The 20,017-nt window shown below is 40.1% G+C and carries 18 protein-coding genes; 10 read left to right on the forward strand and 8 right to left on the reverse strand.

All coding sequences use genetic code 11. The annotated features are described in order from the left end of the window. The first annotated feature begins 57 nt into the window (after positions 1 to 57). Positions 58 to 1,239, forward strand: coding sequence for a YibE/F family protein (locus HYB91_RS02450; RefSeq protein WP_002675702.1), 1,182 nt, complete (start codon positions 58 to 60; stop codon positions 1,237 to 1,239). Between the two features lie 53 nt (positions 1,240 to 1,292). Here HYB91_RS02450 and HYB91_RS02455 read toward each other — a convergent pair whose 3' ends face one another. From HYB91_RS02455 to HYB91_RS02465, 3 genes are all read right to left on the reverse strand, one after another. Then, the gene (locus tag HYB91_RS02455; protein WP_002675701.1) at positions 1,293 to 1,955 is read right to left on the reverse strand and encodes a C39 family peptidase; all 663 of its coding nucleotides are present in this window, start codon (positions 1,953 to 1,955) and stop codon (positions 1,293 to 1,295) included. 10 nt (positions 1,956 to 1,965) lie between these two features. Continuing rightward, positions 1,966 to 3,228 carry a uracil permease gene (uraA, locus tag HYB91_RS02460; RefSeq protein ID WP_002675699.1) on the reverse strand — a complete coding sequence of 421 codons (1,263 nt, stop codon included), beginning with the start codon at positions 3,226 to 3,228 and terminating at the stop codon, positions 1,966 to 1,968. Positions 3,229 to 3,338: 110 nt separating this feature from the next. Continuing rightward, on the reverse strand, positions 3,339 to 4,085 hold the full coding sequence (locus HYB91_RS02465) for a DUF368 domain-containing protein (RefSeq protein ID WP_002675697.1): 747 nt from the start codon (positions 4,083 to 4,085) through the stop codon (positions 3,339 to 3,341). Positions 4,086 to 4,161: 76 nt separating this feature from the next. Between HYB91_RS02465 and HYB91_RS02470 the strand changes: the two genes are divergently transcribed. Together HYB91_RS02470 and HYB91_RS02475 are read left to right on the forward strand one after the other, a co-directional pair. Next, on the forward strand, positions 4,162 to 5,220 hold the full coding sequence (locus HYB91_RS02470; protein WP_002675695.1) for a phospho-N-acetylmuramoyl-pentapeptide-transferase: 1,059 nt from the start codon (positions 4,162 to 4,164) through the stop codon (positions 5,218 to 5,220). A 19-nt stretch (positions 5,221 to 5,239) separates the two neighbouring features. Continuing rightward, complete coding sequence (locus HYB91_RS02475) at positions 5,240 to 5,962, forward strand: tRNA threonylcarbamoyladenosine dehydratase (protein ID WP_002675694.1); 723 nt, start codon at positions 5,240 to 5,242, stop codon at positions 5,960 to 5,962. A 14-nt stretch (positions 5,963 to 5,976) separates the two neighbouring features. Here the strand turns inward: HYB91_RS02475 and HYB91_RS02480 are convergent, their stop codons facing one another. The 4 genes from HYB91_RS02480 to HYB91_RS02495 form a co-directional block, all read right to left on the reverse strand. Beyond that, on the reverse strand, positions 5,977 to 6,306 hold the full coding sequence (locus HYB91_RS02480) for a type II toxin-antitoxin system PemK/MazF family toxin (protein WP_002675692.1): 330 nt from the start codon (positions 6,304 to 6,306) through the stop codon (positions 5,977 to 5,979). After that, positions 6,294 to 6,536 (reverse strand): AbrB/MazE/SpoVT family DNA-binding domain-containing protein, encoded by a 243-nt coding sequence (locus tag HYB91_RS02485; RefSeq protein ID WP_002675691.1) that lies wholly within the window; start codon positions 6,534 to 6,536, stop codon positions 6,294 to 6,296. Before HYB91_RS02485 ends, HYB91_RS02480 begins: the two co-directional genes overlap by 13 nt. A gap of 95 nt (positions 6,537 to 6,631) precedes the next feature. Continuing rightward, positions 6,632 to 8,449, reverse strand: coding sequence for a DNA topoisomerase IV subunit B (locus HYB91_RS02490; RefSeq protein WP_002675689.1), 1,818 nt, complete (start codon positions 8,447 to 8,449; stop codon positions 6,632 to 6,634). After that, entirely contained in the window at positions 8,449 to 9,669 is a 1,221-nt protein-coding gene (locus tag HYB91_RS02495; protein ID WP_002675687.1) for a V-type ATP synthase subunit I domain-containing protein, read from the reverse strand. The genes HYB91_RS02490 and HYB91_RS02495 overlap by 1 nt, the downstream gene beginning before the upstream one ends. Before the next feature lie 115 nt (positions 9,670 to 9,784). Between HYB91_RS02495 and HYB91_RS02500 the strand changes: the two genes are divergently transcribed. The 5 genes from HYB91_RS02500 (at position 9,785) to HYB91_RS02520 (ending at position 16,175) form a co-directional block, all read left to right on the forward strand. Continuing rightward, positions 9,785 to 10,525 carry a copper homeostasis protein CutC gene (locus HYB91_RS02500; RefSeq protein WP_002675685.1) on the forward strand — a complete coding sequence of 247 codons (741 nt, stop codon included), beginning with the start codon at positions 9,785 to 9,787 and terminating at the stop codon, positions 10,523 to 10,525. A gap of 179 nt (positions 10,526 to 10,704) precedes the next feature. Then, entirely contained in the window at positions 10,705 to 13,158 is a 2,454-nt protein-coding gene (locus HYB91_RS02505; protein WP_002675684.1) for a hypothetical protein, read from the forward strand. Beyond that, entirely contained in the window at positions 13,151 to 14,221 is a 1,071-nt protein-coding gene (locus tag HYB91_RS02510) for a glycosyltransferase family 2 protein (RefSeq protein ID WP_196218684.1), read from the forward strand. The genes HYB91_RS02505 and HYB91_RS02510 overlap by 8 nt, the downstream gene beginning before the upstream one ends. A 53-nt stretch (positions 14,222 to 14,274) precedes the next feature. Next, positions 14,275 to 15,039, forward strand: a complete 765-nt coding sequence (locus HYB91_RS02515; protein ID WP_253719603.1) for a hypothetical protein — start codon at positions 14,275 to 14,277, stop codon at positions 15,037 to 15,039. Beyond that, the gene (locus HYB91_RS02520; RefSeq protein ID WP_002675679.1) at positions 15,036 to 16,175 is read left to right on the forward strand and encodes a formylglycine-generating enzyme family protein; all 1,140 of its coding nucleotides are present in this window, start codon (positions 15,036 to 15,038) and stop codon (positions 16,173 to 16,175) included. The genes HYB91_RS02515 and HYB91_RS02520 overlap by 4 nt, the downstream gene beginning before the upstream one ends. Positions 16,176 to 16,503: 328 nt before the next feature. Here the strand turns inward: HYB91_RS02520 and HYB91_RS02525 are convergent, their stop codons facing one another. Further along, complete coding sequence (locus tag HYB91_RS02525; RefSeq protein ID WP_002675676.1) at positions 16,504 to 17,256, reverse strand: Rpn family recombination-promoting nuclease/putative transposase; 753 nt, start codon at positions 17,254 to 17,256, stop codon at positions 16,504 to 16,506. A 284-nt stretch (positions 17,257 to 17,540) separates the two neighbouring features. Here HYB91_RS02525 and HYB91_RS02530 point away from each other — a divergent pair, with 284 nt between their 5' ends. Together HYB91_RS02530 and HYB91_RS02535 are read left to right on the forward strand one after the other, a co-directional pair. Then, complete coding sequence (locus HYB91_RS02530) at positions 17,541 to 18,398, forward strand: Rpn family recombination-promoting nuclease/putative transposase (RefSeq protein ID WP_002675675.1); 858 nt, start codon at positions 17,541 to 17,543, stop codon at positions 18,396 to 18,398. A gap of 85 nt (positions 18,399 to 18,483) precedes the next feature. Further along, the gene (locus tag HYB91_RS02535) at positions 18,484 to 19,941 is read left to right on the forward strand and encodes a methylaspartate mutase subunit E (RefSeq protein WP_002674441.1); all 1,458 of its coding nucleotides are present in this window, start codon (positions 18,484 to 18,486) and stop codon (positions 19,939 to 19,941) included. The last annotated feature ends 76 nt before the right edge of the window (positions 19,942 to 20,017 follow it).

A 20,017-nucleotide genomic window follows, 5' to 3' on the forward strand; every position in this document is an offset into this window, starting at 1 on the left:
AGCCTCTAAAAACTGATGTTTTTAGAGGCTTCTAAGTAAGGATGACCGGAACCGGACATGAAGCGTATTTTCCTTTTTATTGTAAGCCTCTTATTTTTTAATTTATATGCAGAAGGCACAGGGCAAACTTCCTCTGAAAATTTATCTCAAGATATGGAAAAGAAGTACGATGGCTTAAGCAGTTATTATAATGCCTATATAAATGCTCCCGAAAGTCAGGTCGTTAAGGCTAAAGTTATCGAAATCGTTTATGACGATACAAAGGAAAACCGCCCCGATATTCCGATAGAGTCGGACTTCCGTTATCAGCATTTAAAGATAAAAATTTTAACCGGAAAGCATAGAGATGAGGTTTATACAATCCGGAATACTATAGAGCTCGCCATTCCTTATAAACTTATTTTTAAGGTAAACGAAAAGCTCATCTTACAGCTGGATGAGGATGAAACAGGGAAGGTAAACAACTTGCGCATTTATGAGAGGGCGAGGGACTATAAGGTCTATGCTCTTATTTTTATTTTTGCAGCGGTTTTAATTTTTGTCGGCAAAAAAAACGGTCTAAAAGCTCTTATCTCCCTGGGGCTTACCATAGGCCTGATATTCGGCATTTTTCTTCCTCTTATACTTCAAGGTCATAATCCTATTCTTTGGGCTATTATAATTTGCAGTCTTGCCTCCGTCATTACTCTTTTTATTATTTCTGGAAGGAATAATAAAACCTATACGGCAATTTTGGGAACTATAGGCGGTGTTATTATAGCAGGTCTTTTTGCCTTTGTTGCAGGAAAAATTTTAAGACTTTCAGGTTTGGGAAATGAAGATGCTCAAATGTTAGCCTTTGTTCCGCAGTACCGCAAAATAGATTATCAAGGACTCTTATTTGCCGGCATTATGATAGGCTCCCTCGGAGCCGTTATGGATGTAGCTATGTCTATTTCTTCTTCAATGTGGGAGATTGTAGCTGTAAGTCCTAAGATACCGAATAAGCAGCTTATAAAATCGGGGATGAATATAGGGCGGGATATTATAGGCTCAATGTCCAATACGCTTATTTTAGCCTATGTGAGTACGTCAATTCCCGTACTTTTACTCTTTATAATTTTTTCGCACGGATTTACCGAAATCATAAATTTGGAAATTTTATCGGCCGAGATATTGCGTGCCGTCTCCGGAAGTATAGGCTTAATCTGTACGATTCCCATAACCGTCAACTTAGTAAATATTTTTAGAAAGAACTAAAAAAGGTTTTTAGTCTGAGGTACGGAACCTTTTATTTGCAAAAGAAACTAATTTTATCCGCAAACCAATGCCCAATTTTTAAAAAATATTTTATAGCCTCCCTTATCCCAAAGTTTTATAAGGTCGGAATATTCGTAATAACGGTTTCCGTAATATTGAGGCTTGTCTTTTATTGTTTTTCGCGGATTTGATTTTGTCTTTTCTTGCAGAGAGTCGTAAAGAATAAAACCTTTTTCGTCGTAACCTATTACCGTTACATAATGTAAAACTTTTTTTATTTTTATTAAAAGAATAATCGGCTTTCCTTCGTCGACCGTATTTTTTATCCAATTAATTTTTTCGTTATCGGAACAGCAGGATAAAACTGCTTCTTTTGTTTTTATTCCGTGTTTGTGCAATACTTGAATAAGGCCTTGCGGCATGGTTAAGTTATTTTTTATCCGCCATCCTGTTTCTCTTGCTAAAAGTTCCGGATCTATTTCTTTTTTTGTTATTACATTTATCGCAGCCATTGCAGAATAGGATGCACAGTTATTAAAAGTTTGACGGTAATAAATATCGCTCATGGCTAAGATATTTTTTTGTCTATGGTTTTCTTTTGTGTTTAATCCGATGGACGGAAAAACTCTGCCTAGACTTGCGATTAAAACGGCAAGCGGAATGAGTGCTAAAAAGAAAAACAAAAATCTTTTTTGTATCCGCATCAAAATTTCCATTATCAACACCCTATTCTTCCAGGACGCCAAGTTTTTCAAAAATAAAAAAGATAAGGCTTAAAGCTACGGCAACAAGAGAGGCTAAAACCATTCCCTTAAATTCGATTTCTCCGAATTTTATGCTGAGGCCGCTCAATCCTGTGGTAAATACTATCGAGGTTAGGATTAAGTTTTTTGATTTTGAATAATCGACCTTTGAATCTACTAAAAGGCGTATTCCCGAAGCTCCTATCATTCCATAGAGCAAGAATGTTATGCCGCCTATGACGTTTCCGGGGACGGTACGGATTATGGCTGCAAGGGGGCTTATAAAGGCCATACAGATTGAAATTATTGCGGCTCCTGCAATTACATAAACGCTGTAAATACCGGTAACTGCCATAACTCCTATGTTTTCGCCGTAGGTTGTAGTGGGAACTCCGCCGACAAGGCCTGAAAGAGCTGTCGAAAAATTATCGGCAAAGATACTCCTGTGAAGGCCGGGATTTTTTAATAGGTCTCTTCCGATGATGTTGGAAGTTACTACCTGATGACTTATGTGTTCGCTTGTGATAACCAAAAGAACGGGAAGCATTGTGATAACTGCCATGAGATCGAATTTGGGAAGCTGAAAATGGGGAAGGGTAAAAAGCCCTGCTTCTCGTATTATCGAAAAATCTACCATACCGAAAAAGATTGCGGCTATGTAGCCTGCAATGCTTGCAATTAAAATAGAAATGGTAGATAAAAAGCCCTTAAAAAGAACCGAACCCAAAACGGCAGCTCCTATCGTAATAAAAAAAACTATTATGTCGCCCCGTGAGGCCGATTCCGTCATGATGTTTGCCCCGATGGTTCCGCCTCGAACAGTGAGCCCCGTAAGTTCAAAACCGATCAGGGAAACGACGGCACCCATAGCAGCAGGCGGAAGAATGACATTGATCCAAGAGGTTCCGAACTTATAAATTATAAAGGCAATCAAACAGCCTAAAAGTCCTGTTACTATAAAGGCCCCTTGGGCATATTGAAATCCCATGGAAGAAATAATCAGGCCGGCAGGTCCTAAAAAGGCAAAGCTTGAACCTAAGTAGGCGGGTGCTTTTCCCTTTGTTATGGCTATAAATAAAAGGGTTCCCACACCGTTCATAAATAGAACGATGCCTGCATCAATTCCGAATATAATCGGAACTAAAACCGAAGCACCGAACATTGCAAATGTATGTTGAATACTTAAAGGTAAGAAAAGCCCCGCCGGAACTTTTTCGTCAACTTGATAAATTCTTTTATGTGACATGTTAATTTCCTTATTTCAATTTAATCTTTTTTTATCTTTTCAAACAGCGTTATCAGGCCCCAGCCTGCAAGCATACAGAGGACTGCAGCCAGCCTCATCGAAGGCAGCAGTCAGCCATCGGGGAGCATGTGACGGATTGAACCGGCAACCAGCCCTAAAATAAAGGCATAGGTTATTTTGGGAAATTTCTCCATGAAAAAACCGATTAAACGGGCAGAAAGAATGATGCCGGCAAGGACTCCTAAGCCTACAGGAATCAGTACCGGAATATTAAAATCTGTTATTGCTTTAATTACTGTGTAATAAGCTCCCATTATCAAAAGGAGGAAGGAGCCCGAGATACCCGGAATTATCATTGCAGCTGCTCCCGCAAAACCTGCAAGAAATAAAAAGATAAAGCTGCCGAGGCTCAATGTTTCTATGGCCGCAGTTGATGAGACCGCCGCTCCCTTAAAAAAGTATAGGGCAAGCATGATGCTTAAACCTATAAAGAACCAAAGAATTTTAAAGACCTTTGTAAAAGAGCTTTCTTTTTCTTTTTTGCGTACAAGGTCAAAGATTATAAAGATACTCCCGATTATAAGGCCTACAAAAAAGAAATTGGTCTGTACCGGAAACTTTTCATACACAAGTTTGAAAAGGCGTGCAAATAGGAGAACTCCTAGGCCCATGCCTCCGAAAAGGCAAAGATAAATTTTAAAATTGGTTTTGATAGTCTTGATGTCAAGGCTTGCAGCCCCTATAAGGTCGGAATAAGCTCCGAAAACGACGGCTATGGTTCCGCCTGAAACCCCGGGTATAACATTTGCCATACCTACGGCAATGCCTGCGATTATCTTCTTTATATAGTTTAACATTGCTTAAATATACATAAATTTTATAATATAAACAATACAATAGACACAATCTATAAAAATTTGGTATAATATAAAAATGTTATACCATATTGCAGAACTGCTTGGTCCCTATTTCGGGCCGATGAGACTTTTACAATCCTATGCCGTTTTAATTTCTTTAGGCTTGTTTTTGGGCTTTTTAATAACGGTTTTACTCTTGCCTAAATTTTATTCCAAATTGCCGAAAGACAGAGGACGGGAGTTTACCGTAAATCCCGAAGCTGCCGTAGGAAAACCTACGGGGGGCGGAGTGGTGTTTATTTCCATCTTCGTGCTCTGCGTTTTTTTATTGATTATACCGACACTTACACAAGGTCTTGTTTTGGTTATAACCTTTGCCGTTATGCTGACAGGTTTTTTAGATGACAGATCCGAAAAGTCATGGGGAGAATATTTAAAGGGCGGCTTGGATTTTATTTTATCGGCCGTAACAGCCCTTGTTATTTTTTATATCTATTTTGAAGGAAAGGTTTCCTTTTGGCTGCCCTTTACATCGAACCTTGTCGAAGTACACCCTATTGTTTTCTTTGCCGTTTCAATAATGATTTTGTGGATTTCGATTAACACAACAAACTGTACTGACGGAGTTGACGGCCTTTCGGGAACCCTTATTCTATTGGCCCTTGTTTCCCTCGGTATAGTTTTTTACTTTGTTTTGGGACATGTCAAGGTTGCGGCCTATCTTTTGGTTCCCAATATCACCACGGGAGCAAAATGGGCAGTTATGGTTTTTACCCTCTGCGGAGTCCTTACGGGCTATCTTTGGCATAATGCCTATCCGAGTAAGGTACTTATGGGAGATGCCGGTTCCAGAGCTTTGGGCTTTTTTATCGGCGTTCTGGTAATTATTTCGCGGAACCCATTTATCCTTTTGATGACGAGCGGCGTTATCCTTATAAACGGAGGAACGGGTATTTTAAAAGTGGTTATGCTCCGCTTTTTTAAAATCCGTATTTTTAAAAATATCAGGTTTCCTCTTCATGACCACATGAAAAAGAATTTGCAATGGTCGCCTACTCAGGTTCTAATCCGCTTTGTGATTGTCCAAATTTTAATTACGATTGTGATTTTAGGAATTCTATTTAAGATTAGATAGGCTTATAATTTTTAGAACGATGAGTTTTTTATCGAGGTTTGAGCCTCTTTTAGGTTCTGAAAATTTAAAGAAGATTGAAAACGCTCGGATTGCGGTTTTCGGTTTGGGAGGCGTAGGAAGCTATACTGCCGAGGCCCTTGCCCGAAGCGGGGTTGCCCAAAACGGGGCAGGGCAGCTTATTTTGATTGACGGCGACAAGATAGAAGAAAGCAATATCAACCGCCAGCTTTATGCCCTTTATTCTACCATCGGAAAAGCTAAGACCGAAGTTGCAATGGAGCGTATTGCCGATATAAATCCGGCATGTAAAATAAAAGTTGTAAGTTCCTTTATCCTGCCCGATAATTTTTATAAAATCTTAGGCGAAGATTTTTTTAAAAGGGTAGATTTTATAGTTGATGCCGTCGATACAATAGCCCTAAAACTTTTTCTTGCAGCCGAAGCCGAAAAAAATGATGTCCCTATTATCTCGGCGATGGGCTGCGGAAACCGCCTAAACGCCGATTTTGAATTTGCAGATATTTACAAAACAAGTGTTTGCCCCCTTTGTAAGGTAATGCGTACCGAGCTTAAAAAAAGGAATGTTAAGCACTTGAAGGTACTTTATTCTAAAACCGAATGTACCGTAAAACAAAACCCTCCGGCTTCGGTTGCATGGGTACCCTCCATCGCCGGCCTTTTAATCGCCGGGGAAGTAATTAAAAGCCTGTATCAGACGGCTTCTTTTAAAGAAACATTGTAAGCCTGATTCGTATTTTAATCGACAAGCATTTCTTTAATGATTTTTTTTACGGCAAGGACTTCTGACGGTTTTATCTTTCCCAAATGCTTTACCAATCTTACCCTGTCTACGGTTCTGATTTGATCCAATACTATCCATCCATTTTTGCCTTCAAATTTTATACTGACCCTTGTCGGGTAAGCATGAGAATTTGTAGTCATAGGGGCAATAATAACAGTGGAAATATTGTTATTCATAACATCGGGAGATATTACCAAGCAAGGCCTTGTTTTTTGTATTTCATGGCCTATTGTGGGATCTAAGTTTATAAGATAGACCTCGTATTGCTTAATTACCATTCCCATTGAAAATCCCTTGGCTCGGGGATATCCTCCGCTAAGTCTTCATTATTTTGGTGCATCTTACGAAAGGCTTCTTCCCATCCTTTTCGAGGTTCGTATTTTATAGGTTTTAATAAAATTCCTTTTTCCGAAACCTCCACTTCAAACTTATCTGCACTTGAAACCTTATCAAGCACGAGTTTCGGTAATCTTATTCCGCGTGAATTTCCTACAGGTACAAGCGATACAATCATAAAAGGCCTCCTTGTCTCCTTTATGTAATTATATTGTAATCACAATAAAGAGTCAAGCTTTTTTTAATCGCTTTTTATACCCGCCGGAGAGGTAATTAAGCATCTATCTCGGCCAGAAGATTTTTCATGATAAATTTGCGTCGTTCGGGGGTGTTCTTGCCCATGTAGAATTCCAAAATTGAAGGAACTTTTTTTAGGGTTTGAACCGTTACGGGGAGGAGCTTTATATCCTGCCCGATAAATTGCCCGAATTCCTTTGGGCTTATTTCTCCCAAGCCCTTAAAGCGGGTAATTTCGGAAGAAGCCCCAAGGCGGCTTACAGCCTCATCTCTTTCCTTTTCGGAATAGCAATAACTTGTCTCTTTTTTGGTGCGTACCCTGAATAGGGGAGTTTCCAAAATATGAACCCGCCCTGAGGTAACCAGCTCTTCAAAATAGCTTAAAAAGAAGGTTAAAAGCAGGTTTCGGATATGAAAGCCGTCGTTATCCGCATCAGTTGCGATTACGATTTTAGAGTAGCGCAAGCCTTCAATATCGTTTTCGATGCCCAGGGCCATCATCATATTATAAAGCTCGGCATTTTTATATATCTGAGCCCGTTTTTTGCCGTACATGTTTTCGGGCTTTCCGCGTAGAGAAAAAATTGCCTGCGTTAAAACATCCCTGCTTGAAACCATGGCTCCCGTAGCCGAGTCTCCTTCGGTGATAAAGATCATGGTGTCTTCACCGAATTTTCCGTCTCCTAAATGGAATTTGCAGTCCTTTAATTTCGGAATCTTTATGGCAATTTTTTTTGCTGCTGCCTTTGCTTCCTTTTTTACCGTGTTAAGCTCGGTGCGGAGTTTTTCGTTGGCAATTATCTTGCTTTCAAGTTTTGCGGCAGAGTCCGCATTTTTTTGCAGCCATTCTACAACTGCCGATTTTGTATCGTTGACTATCCAAGAGCGTACCTCGGTGTTGCCTAGCTTGTTCTTTGTCTGGCTTTCGAATACCGGAGCTTGGATCTTTACCGAAACGGCAGCACAGGTTCCCTCTCTTACGTCTTCGCTCTTATAGTTCTTTCTAAAATACTCGTTAATGCCTTTTAATAAGCCTTCCTTAAAAGCCGAAAGGTGAGTTCCGCCGTCGGAAGTGTATTGTCCGTTTACAAAGGAGTAGTAGGTTTCGCCGTAATTGTTTGTGTGCGAAAAAGCAAACTCAAGCTGTTTTTCTTTGAATCGGCAGACTTCATAAATTGTTGAAGTTCCTACATTGGATTCAAGCAAGTCCAAAAGGCCGTTTTCGGATTTAAAAAGTTTTCCGTTAAAACTCAAGGTAAGGCCTGAGTTTAAATAGGCATAGTTCCAAATCCTTTTTTCGATAAAGTCCAAATTGAATTTATAGTCCCCGAAAATTTTTGTATCGGGAATGAATTCTACCAGAGTTCCGTTTTTGATTCCGGGCTTTGTGTTTCCGCTTTTTTCACTTACAAGTTTTCCTCTTTCAAAGATAGCTTCGGCATATTTGCCGTCCCGCACGGCTACAACCCTAAAATGTTCCGAAAGGGCATTTACAGCCTTTGTTCCGACTCCGTTTAAGCCGACCGAAAACTGAAAGACATCATCGTTATATTTTGCACCGGTGTTTATAACCGAAACACATTCTACCAATTTTCCTAAAGGGATGCCACGCCCGAAGTCGCGGACCGTTATCTTATTTTCTTCTTGTTGAATATCTATGCGCGAGCCGTTTCCCATTATAAACTCGTCTATCGAGTTGTCTATAACTTCCTTTACGAGGATATAGATACCGTCATCGGGATTTGAGCCGTCGCCTAAGCGGCCTATGTACATACCCGTCCTCAAACGGATGTGTTCAAGGGAGCTCAAAGTTTTTATTTTGGACTCATCATAAACAGCTTTTTTTTCAGCCATTATTCTTCCTCCGGCAGCTTTTCAGAGCTTTTATCCATCAATTTTTCTTCAATCTTTTTGGCATAATCTTCTAAATCGGCAATTTTAGCTTGCGCGGTTTTGATGCCTGTTTCGGAATCGCTGATTTTCTTTTCAGCTTCCTTGATTGCATTTTCCGAATTTTTTATAGTTCGGTTGAAATTTTGAATCCTGTTTTCTTCAGCCTTTATCTTTTGCATTAGCTCGCATAATTCGATATTATATTTGGTTTTTGTTATTTCTTTTCGATAGTTTCCTGCTTTTTTTAGATAGTCTGCATATTTTCCAAGTTCGACATCTGAAGAGCTTTCCCCAAGAGCCGAATCTCCTTCGGCCGAATAAAACTTGTCTGTATATTTTATTCCGGCAGATTCCAAAATAAGGTCTATTTTTTCGTCTATTTCTTTTATTCTGCTTGTAAAGTTATCGATCCGTTTTTTTGAATTTTTGTCTGCACCGGCATCGGCTAATTTCTGAGTAACAAAGCCTGTCTCCTCATCTATCATTTTGAGGCGGCTTTCAGAATTGCTTAAGTCACTGCCTAACTTTAAAATCGCTTCGTAAGTTTTTTTAAGTTCGGGGAAAAACTTATCTTCATCATAAAGAGCTTTTACCTCTTGAGAATTGTAAATATCTATATCCGATTTTGTTAAAATATTTTTAATCTTTTTTTCGGAATTTTTTACCTTTAATTCCTGAGAGGAAATCTTGCCTGAGATGCCGAGCTTAGCAAAAAAGTTTGCTTCCTTTTTCTCGGCGTTTAAGGTTTCTATTTTTTCTTGGGCCTCATGTATTTTTGCTTCTTCCGTGTGTATTTCGGCAGATAGAGAATCAAAAAGACTTCCGCACTGAGGTAGAAAATCCTTATAAAGTTTGAGTAAAAAATCTCCCTTTAGCTTTTCCGTTTCTTTTTTTGTATCCGAGAGTCTGTCTTTTATCTGTTTTTTAAAGCTGTCCAGTTCCGAAAGGCGGGTACTGTTGTTTTTTATGTCTAAAACGCTTTCAGTACAAGATTTTCTTTCGTCGTGCAGCTTTTGCCATTGAAGAAAATTTTCTTGAGAAACCCCGTTTGCTTCTGCAACCGGATCTGCCGTATCTTTAATAAGTTTGTTTCCAAGCTGTTTATAAGCTTCCGTCAGTTTTGACTCAAGGTCTTTTAATTCCTTTAAAAGAACAGGTATTGTTTTATCACTCTTATTCATTTTTCCATTGTAACCTTTTATTTGTTTCTTGACAATAGCTTGTCTTTGATGTTGACATTTTCGTCTTCATTTTTTAAAATACGGGGTGGTAATTTATTACAATATGAGGTGCTAAATGAAAAATATTAAAATAGAAATTTGTGCGGGATCCTTTGAGGATGCCGTCTTGGCGGAAAAGGCAGGAGCTTCAAGGATTGAGCTTAATTCTTCTCTTTTTTTGGGAGGCTTGACCCCCTCTCTTGGAACCTTAAAGCTGGTTAAAAAGGAAACCCATCTTGAGGTTATGGCCATGGTAAGGCCCAGAGCAGCCGGTTTTTTTTATTCTTCTTATGAATATAAGACCATGCTTGAAGATGCAAAACTTTTTATAGATAACGGAGCAGACGGTCTTGTCTTCGGTTTTTTAAAAAAAGACGGAACTATCGATGCAAAACGGTGTGAAGCTTTGATAAAAATTGCAGAAAGCAGGGATAAGGTTTTTCACAGAGCCATTGATGTGGTCCCTGACCCCTTAAAGGCCCTGGATGAGCTTATTTCTTTAGGATTTACAAGAGTTTTAACGAGCGGGCAAGAGCCTACAGCCTACGAGGGTGCCGATTTAATTGCCAAAATGGTAAAACGTGCAAAAGGCCGAATCGAAATTTTACCCGGCGGCGGCATTACCGAAAAAAACGCTTCAAAAATAATCAAGCTCACGGGTGTTGATCAGATTCACTTTGCAGCCCTAAAACGCAGGGAAGAACCATCTACCAAGGTAAATCCTTCAATCTATTATGGAGGAGCCCTCTATCCGCCTGAAGACAGCATCGAGGTTGCCGGACTTGATGAGATGACAAAGGTCATAAAAAGCTTGTAATTTTTCCAAATTTTGCTTGGTATTTTAATTTTTTTGATGTATAATGGAAGAACGGAATATGGGAGTAAACCGTCAAGGCTGTGTAAGCAATTTATAAATAAATGCAATTAAAAATTTTAGCGTTTTTTTCGTCCCTTGCGGTTATATTCAAAAATTGACCTTTGTTTTGGGAGGTTTTTATGAAAAAGACATTAATTTTTATTTTGATGATACTTGTTTTGATGATGTCATCCTGTAATTTGTTTTTAAAAGAAGAATACGGAGAGCTTGTTTTGAGCTTTGACGGAACCATGCCCGACGGTGCCAGAGCCTTGGATGCTAACGGGCTTCCCGTTCTTTCGTCTTCTCCTATGAAAATCAATATAATCAGAGAAGACGGCTACACGATAACAAGAGAACTAGGTGCCGAAGAACCCAAGTCACTGGTTGAGCTTGTACCTATCGGTGAAAAGATAGAGATAATAGTTACGGCAATTAACCCATCAGGTCAATGGTCGGGGAGAGCATCCCACACTGTAGTTTCAGGTCAAAATAAGGTAACAGTTCGCTTAAACAAAAACATTTCAGGTTTAAAAAATCTTTTGTTTACACAGACAGAAAATAGCGGTGTATATGACTTAACCTTCTACATGAGCGGGAAAAAAGTTAATGCTAAACAATCGCAATCAGAGTACAGCTTTGGCCGCGACAGCCTGGGACGGCTTTATATTAGTGTTAATGAGTTCAACGCTTATATCTATCGCTATACGAGTGAGGGTGAACTTCTTGACTATGACCCGCGGTCGATTTCTTGTTTTGCAAACGATTATACAACGGGGAAAATGTACGGTATTAATGGTTCCGGAGGTGTTCATGAAATAAAGGAGAATTTAAGTCTTTCCCCTGCTGCTATAGCGAATCTAGAGCATTATCAAGGTGCAGCGGCAATAGACAACAATCGGGTTGCGTGGTTACTGAGGGATGGTCCTATTAACCCTTTAAAAATAGAGGCCAAAAATCTGGATGGATCCTCTTCTTCAGGACCCGAAGAAATTAAGGATCATATTGACATTACAGGCTGCAAAGAATCTAAAGTAAACGATTTTTTTATCCGCGGCGATTATGTATATGTGCTTTTTACTACAAAGAATGAAAGTGTGGGTTCAAGTGATCCTAACCTTTACTCTTTAGGCGGGATTGCACGTTATAATATAAACAATTTGACTGCTCCTCCTGTAAAAATCGGTTTTTCAAACAGCGTCAGCTTTGAAGACAGCTTATTAAAAAACTACGACTACTCCAAAAACTTTTACGGGGCTGTAAAAGTAATCGGCTTTGATGAAGAAAACATCTACATAGCCGATGACGGTTTTGATGCAGCCGATACTCCTGCGGGTACCCGTATCGTTAAAAACCGCAACCGCATCGCAGCTCTTAATATCGCAACAAATACTTTGAGTTTTTCGGATGAAAGAACTGCAAAGTGGTATAACGAATGGAAAGAATGGCGAACGCCCAATACGAAGACTGTGGTGTGGGAATCTTTATATGACGGCTCCTCAAGAAGTGGGATGAATTACTATCAGGTAGAAAAAGGTGATGAGAACTTGTCAGGGGCTAATCCGTTTATAACTTCCAGCGTCTACAACCCCACCGGTGTTTTATATAGCGATGTATTTTGTTATGACAGCGCAGGAAACTTCTATGTTTCGGGCAAAGACAACAGCGATGAAAAATTATACCGATATGTATTAAAAGATGACGGAAGCTATGAGATCGACGGAGAAAAGGTCATATCTAATAAACCGGAAGCTATGGCGGTTTCCGTTTCTTCCATTGCTGCCGATGCAGGAAAAACAATTTTGTTTTACTATTTTGAGTCCGGATATGATCACAACATAGGGCGGCTTGCATGGTATACCGATGATTTTGATCATGCTTCCCAACTAAGGAACATAACACTCAATGATTTAGACCAAAATGATACCGTTACTGCAATGACGGCAAATAAGGACGGCATTTTTGTTGCGGTAAAAACCGTAACAGATAAGGATACTCACAATGAAAAATACAAGATTACGGTTAAAAAATATGCACATCAACCGCTTGGCTCTCCGGCAAGTATTAGTGCTGCTGAAACCGTAACCGTTATTGATGAAACATTGACAAACTATCCTAATGTTCCTCTTCTTCATTGGACACCGGAACAGGCAAACGCATACATCAATGAAGACCTCAATGCTCTCTATATTTCAGACGGCGTATTATACGGTCTTACAACTAACCAAAAGGGATATATAGAGGGCTTTTTCTCCAAGGCAACAGAGGTGTTTATAGGCGGTAAACTGCTTAAAATCGGGAATACCAAATCCCTTGGTTCTTATGTTGTTGTATTGTATAAAAACGACGGTCTTAGGCCTGCAACGTCTGGAGAATTCGCCCCCTACCGCTTTATTGCAGTTAAGCCAAAGAAACTCGTTATAGCTTCCGACGGCTATTACGGTAAGGAAACGACTCCCAGAAATAAAAATAAGGTGTTTGTATTTGATATAGGAAACTGGGCTCATCCTGATGAAACGGTTACTCAAACTAGAATCAATCTCTCAAAACAATTGGTCTATTCCGGCAACTCATTCATCTGGACAATTGAATAGGCCTATTATAAGTCTTTCCGTTCCGGTTTACGGAATGGAAAGCTTTTTGCCTGCTTTTTTGGATAGTGTTTTAGCTCAGAACCTATTGCTTAAAAATTCTGTTCAAAAGAGCGGCTTTTTTTCACATAATAAAGATACCTTGCCCATAGAAGTGCTCATCGTAAATGATGGAAGTCCTGGCGGTGATGCTTTACCTAAAATCCTTAAACCCTATAAAAAAAAGTTTAAAAACCTCGGTATTACTCTGACTCTTTTGGAACACCGCAAAAATCTGGGACTTTTTGAAGCTCGCAGAACGGCGGCAAATGCCGCTTCCGGTTCCTACATTTTCTTTGCTGACCCGGACGATACCCTGCCCAGCGATTCTCTTTTGGTCTTTTATAATGGACTGCTTGCTTCCGGCAACGGAAATCTTTCCGATGCAGCCGATATTATTCACGGCAAAATGCGGCTGTCAGTTCCTCAGTTCGATACGGCAGATAAAAAAAATGCGGAAAGATTCGACGCTTTTTCAAAAAGCGTGCAGTCGATACATTCGGGTTTTCTTTCGGGAAACGAAGTTCTTGAAAATTTTTTAATTAAAAAAGAACACTCAGGTTTTTTATGTGCTAAACTATTTCGTACCAGCCTTTTACAAGAGGTATATGCCGAACTTCCCAATATTTTTTGTATTATGTCCGAAGACCTCTTGTTGTATTTTTTTGTGCTTTTAAAAAAGCCCTCGTACTACGGCATCGATTCTTTTGTATATAATTATATTAACGATACGGGTATATCTTCAGTCCGTCAGGTTACAAGCCTTGACCGCTGGGAAAAAATATGCTCCGGTTCCTCTGTCTTTACCCTTATTTTTTCCTATATTCAGGAACATCCCATTGATGAAAAATATATAGATGAATTACGCATCGCCTGCAATAACCAACTTAAAAAAAACATAACCAAAATGAACAAAGATTTTACCGGCAGTCTCCAAGCCGAAGCCTACGCAATCCTCTGTGATTACTGGGGAGAAGACTATGTAAAACAAATTGAAAAAAGCATGAAGGATGAAGAACAAAAGTAAAAGTGAAAAGTGCGATTTGACAATTTTTTCATTTATGTGCTATACTACACGTTGTGGAGAAAAATTATTGGAAGATAGGTGTATTGATTCTCATTTTTTTTGGGCTGGTAGTTGCGGGAACTCTTGCGGTTCAAAAACTAAAAGTCCCTTTGGGACAGCCTGCTAAAGCACAGGCGGAGCTTTCTAAAACGGAAACTGCCGAGCTTGAAAAGCCTAAACAAGAGACTGAAAACACGGAACCTAAAAAAGAACTTAAAAAGGAAGAGCCTAAAAGGGTTGTACCTAAAAAAGAACTTAAAAAAGCATCTAAGGCAAAAGAGAATGAGGTTTCGGCTAAACCTTCAATGGGAATCTCCCTTGCCGATAGGGATAAAAAAATTTTTAACTGGTCCTTAGGGCTCTTAGCCGAGGCAAATATGAATTCGCCTGAAGCTTGTGCAATGGGCACGGGACTTTACACCCTTTTTATGCTTCCTTTAAAACTCAAAATAGGGTACTTATCCTTGGGAGCCAGGACTCTTTATTCCAATGACTTTAAAAAACACCATATTTTTGATGCCGCCCTATTATTCCGTTGGAACTTTTATGATTTTTCAAAGATAAAAGAACGGGATTCGGGCTTTTTTATCCAATTGGAAGGCGGTGCCGTTTTCGGCCTAAAAGGAAAAAGAGAGCCTTCAAAACTTTTTATGTATGCCCTCGGCGAAGCCGCATTCGGTTACCGCTTTACAATAAATAACTTTTTTATCGAACCCTATCTAAGAGGCGGCTATCCCGTAATCTGGGCAATAGGAATCAGCGGAGGATTTAGAATATGAAAAAAATTTTTGTTTTATTTTTGGCGATACTTTTTGTATCGGTTTCTGCTTGTAAAAACCCGTTTTTTAAAAACATGCTGGACAAAGATTCGGGGAGTGAAGATGCCGGAAATTGGAATTCTCAAAGTTCCGATTTTGTTCTTGTCACACCTCCTGCAAACGGCATCGTAGGCGTTGCCCCTAACTACGCCTTACCCGGAACTGGGAAAGGCGTAGTTATTGCAGGGCGCACGGTAAAACTGAGTCCCTATATGATCGGCAAAACAGAGGTAACATACGAGTTATGGCACAAGGTACTGACATGGGCAGAAAATAAAGGCTACACCTTTGCAAACAGGGGAAGAGAAGGCAATCACGGAACAGACGGAGCAGCCCCTACAGAAACAGGCAAAACCGAGCCTGTAACGATGATTTCTTGGAGGGACTGCATTGTGTGGTGTAATGCGTATACGGAAATGACGAAGGGCTCCGATGAGCAATGCGTATACCGCAAAAGCGATAGCGATTCTACCGTATTAAAAGATGCAACGGTAGCAGCTTATTGTGATGCAGCCTATGCCGATATGAGTAAAAAAGGCTATCGCCTTCCTACCGAAGCGGAATGGGAATATGCGGCCCGCCGGCAGGGAAGCGATAGCACCAATGCCGACAAGTACGGAGACGTATATTTGACAAAGCTTTGGAGCGGAAGCGGGATGAAAAAGCCTATAGGTTTTTCCGGCCTTCCCTTGCCCGAAGGCGAGAGCTGGGAGAGTTTAAGGGATGAGCTTAACAGGGTGGCCGTGTTTGGCTCTTGGTGGAATGGAACCAATTGGGTAGGACAAAACCCTGCTACAACTAAGACGGCTGCGGTTGGCGGCAAGGATGCAAATGCTCTAGGTTTATACGACATGAGCGGGAATGTCTGGGAATGGTGTTTTGATTGGTGGAATAATAATCCTGCATCAAACGATGCTGCTTATGAGCAAGGCGGTATTGTTATCGATCCTCAAGGTGCCGCGTCAGGCTCTTACCGTGTTAAACGCGGCGGCAGCTGGAGCAACAGCGCGTGCGACTGCACTGTAGGCCCACGGGGCAGCCGCAGTCCTGACTACGGGGACTACGATCTTGGCTTCCGCCTGGCTTGCTGGCCTTAGAGTTCACACATTTTGCCTATGAGGTTGAGCAGCTGAGGGCGCAGCGTAAGCCGCCCGAAGCAGTGAAACCGAACAGGCAAAATGTGTGGTGTGGTGCAGTAAATTTTTGAAAAGAAGAGTGACCTACACTATGCCAGCCGCTTTAGAGGCTCGAAAATTTTTTGGCTAAAAACGGTATGAATCTTATTTGGTGCCGCGTCGGGCTCTAGGGGAGGGTAACAACCAACGGAGTTTCAAGGTCAAGAAGCTTTCTTCCGAAAAAGTGTCTTAGCCTTGAAGCTTCGCCGGCTGTACGCCTTGAAGCTCCGCTGGCTATACCTCCCCTAATTTACAGTTTTTCAATCTCAGCTTCGGGAAGTCCTGTCACTTGCATAATTTTCTGTATTGAATCACCTAATTGTTTTAAGATTTTTGCTGTTTCCCTCTTGGCTTTGTCTTTAATATCCATCTCAAAAGTAGACATTAACCTGTATTCTTGTCTTGCTTGTTCGTTATTTTTTACTGTTTGTATCATTTCTTCTATCCTCCTTGTAAATTCACTTTTTGCCTTACCCGTTTTAAGGTATTCTAAAAATTCCTTTAATTCTTTGTTTTTAGTGTCCTTAAAGGCTTCCGCATTTATTATAACCTTTTTTGTTCCATCTTGTAAAGATATGTTTTTATCTTCAATACAGATATTTTCAAAGGTGTAAATGGGCTTATTTTTCCCGATAGCATCAAAAGTACAAATAAAAATTATAAAACTGTCGTTTAAATTGTTATAGGAATTGCCCTTATCCAAGAATGAAATGTCTATAGCAGCTTGGTAAAATCTCATTCTTTTTGGTATATTCTTCTCGTTACTTACCTGCATTTCAACATCGTAGAATTTACCGTTTTCTGCTTGTACCAGAACATCAAACCTTACTGATTTTGCCTGTTCATAGGTTTTAATATTATGCTGTACCGAGATATATGTAATTTTACCTATTGTATCAAATAATATCATTTCAATAAGTCTTTTGCATAAATCCGGATTTTGCATGACCTTACAAAACATAAAATCGTCCGTAAATGTCAAATCTTCAAATTTTTTTATCATTTGTGTTCTCCTAATTTTTTCATATTTTCCCTCCCCATTATATTTATAGAAAATATTTGAAAAAAATAGTAAATTATAAAAAGATTTTTGTAATCGATGCAGTTTTAAAAAATTCCTTTGCGGAGTTGAGCGTAAGCTCAACACTTTGCGTCCCCTTGCGGTTAAATTATCAAAAAAAATTACTTCTTTTTAAAATTTTTACTATCTGTTGCAAACTTTTCATACAATAATTATGAAAGAGGAAAAGTTTTTCTTCTTTTAAATAATTTGTCATGGAGTTTGATATGAAGCAATTGTTTAAAATAACCCTTCGCAACGACTATGCTTTTAAAAGAGTCTTCGGCACTGAGGAAAACAAGGACGTACTACAGGACTTGTTAGAATGCATACTGGACATTCCTCCTGAAACTATTGCAGGTTTGGAACTTTTGGATAAGGAGTTTCATAAGGATTCGATAAGTGATAAAACCGGAGTCTTAGATGTAAAATTACGCTTAAAAAACAACACAATTATCGACATCGAAATTCAAAACAGATGGAACAGCGAGTTTATCCAACGAACCATCTTTTACTGGGCTAAAATGTATACGGAAAATTTAAAAGCAAGTGAAGTATATACAAAACTACCTAAATGTATTACAATAAACATAGTGGGTGAAGGCTTTGATTTGAATTCGCTTATCCATAGTGAGTACAATGTAGTCGAAAAGCACATAAACGATAGGCTTTCTGATGAGCTTGAAATCCACTTTTTAAACTTAGCCAAGGTTAAAGAACAGGATGAAAATACAGAATCCGATGAAAAGAAAAAGAAACTTTACAACTGGCTAAAATTTATTAAAACCGATGATGAGGAGGTACGTAATATGCTGGCACAAGAATCCCCTATGATGCGGAAGGCAAATTCCACTATTGAGTTAATGGAAATGAGCCCAAAAGAGAAGTGGCTTTATGAAAACCGCATGAAATACGAACATGACAAGGCCTCTTGGAAACATGTGGGTTATCAAGAAGGTCTTGATAAAGGGGCTTACCAAAAAGCCCTTGAAACGGCAAAGATATTAAAACAGCTCGGTGATTCTGTAAAAAAAATAATGCAAGTCACCGGTCTCACAAAAGAAGAAGTAGAAGCGATTAATTAATTGGTAATCAATAAAAACCGTATTCCCTCTTGAAGCTATATCATCCTTGTGATACAATAAGGCACTATACTTTAGGAGCAAGAGTATGAGATGGAAGAATAAAAAAATACCCGAAGGGGAGTTTATGGAGATGCGAGAAGAAATTCTCCAAACATGGCCCACGGGAAAGGATGTTGACTTAAAAGAGTCTATCGATTATTTAAAGAAGATCCCGCCTGAAAAGAATTTTGCAATCAAACTTGAACAAGCGGACAAAGAAGGTATAACTACGGCCCAGCCTCGTGCCGGTGTTCCCCTTTTGGATGAACACATTAATCTATTGCAGTTTTTACAGGATGAAGGCGGAGCCGACTTTTTGCCCAGCACAATTGACGCTTATACGCGTCAAAACCGATATGAAGAGGGGGAAGCCGGTATTGAAGCTTCAAAAAAGGCAGGCCGCTCTCTTATGAACGGTTTCCCTGCCGTAAACTGGGGTGTAGGCCCCTGCCGTCAGGTTTTGGAAGCCGTAAATCTTCCCTTACAGGCAAGACACGGAACCCCCGATGCCCGTCTTCTTTCAGAGATCATTCATGCCGGAGGTTATACCTCTAACGAAGGCGGAGGAATAAGCTACAATGTTCCCTATGCAAAGGCCGTTTCAATTGAACACAGCATAATGTGTTGGCAATATGCCGACCGCCTTGTAGGATTCTATGAAGAAAACGGAGTTCACCTTAACAGAGAACCATTCGGTCCCCTTACAGGAACCCTTGTTCCGCCTTCGGTTGCTATTGCAGTAGGCGTTATCGAAGCCCTATTGGCCGCAGAGCAGGGTGTAAAGAGCATTACCGTAGGTTACGGTATGTGCGGAAACATGACGCAGGATGTTGCAGCCGTTATTTCTTTAAGAGAAATTACAAAGGACTATATGAAAAAATTCGGCTACAAGGATACGTGCATCACCACGGTTTTCCATCAATGGATGGGAGGCTTCCCTGCCGATGAGTCCAGAGCCTATGGTCTTATCTCCTTGGGAAGCACCACTGCCGCTCTTTCCGGAGCTACAAAGGTAATCGTTAAAACCCCGCATGAAGCTTTCGGTATTCCTACCAAAGAAGCAAATGCAGGAGGTATCAAGGCTACCAAGATGGTTCTAAACCTTTTGAAGGGACAGCGTTATCCCGATTCAAGGGTTCTCGCTCAAGAGATTGAACTTATCAAGGCAGAAACAAAGTGTATTATGGACAGAGTTTATGAGATAGGAGGCGGTGATTTGGTTGAAGGCACTATCAAGGCCTTTGAAGCCGGAGTAATCGACATTCCATTTGCACCCTCCCAGTACAATGCCGGAAAGGTAATGCCTGCCAGAGACAATGACGGATGTATCCGCTATCTAATGCCGGGAAATCTGCCCTTTACAAAGGACATTCTTGACTTTAACAGGGGAAAACTTGAAGAGAGGGCAAAGGCCGATAAGAGGGAGGTTGATTTCCAAATGTCGGTTGATGATGTTTATGCCGTAAGTTCCGGTGTTCTCGTAGGAAGACCGGCTAAACGATAGAATTATAGGAGATTCGATAAACATTCCGGCTTGAGATACAAGCCTCCATGTTTATCTTCGAGTTTGCCTTTTAGGC

Source organism: Treponema sp. B152 (genome assembly GCF_024181665.1).
GTDB classification, from domain to species: Bacteria; Spirochaetota; Spirochaetia; order Treponematales; family Treponemataceae; genus Treponema_B; species Treponema_B denticola.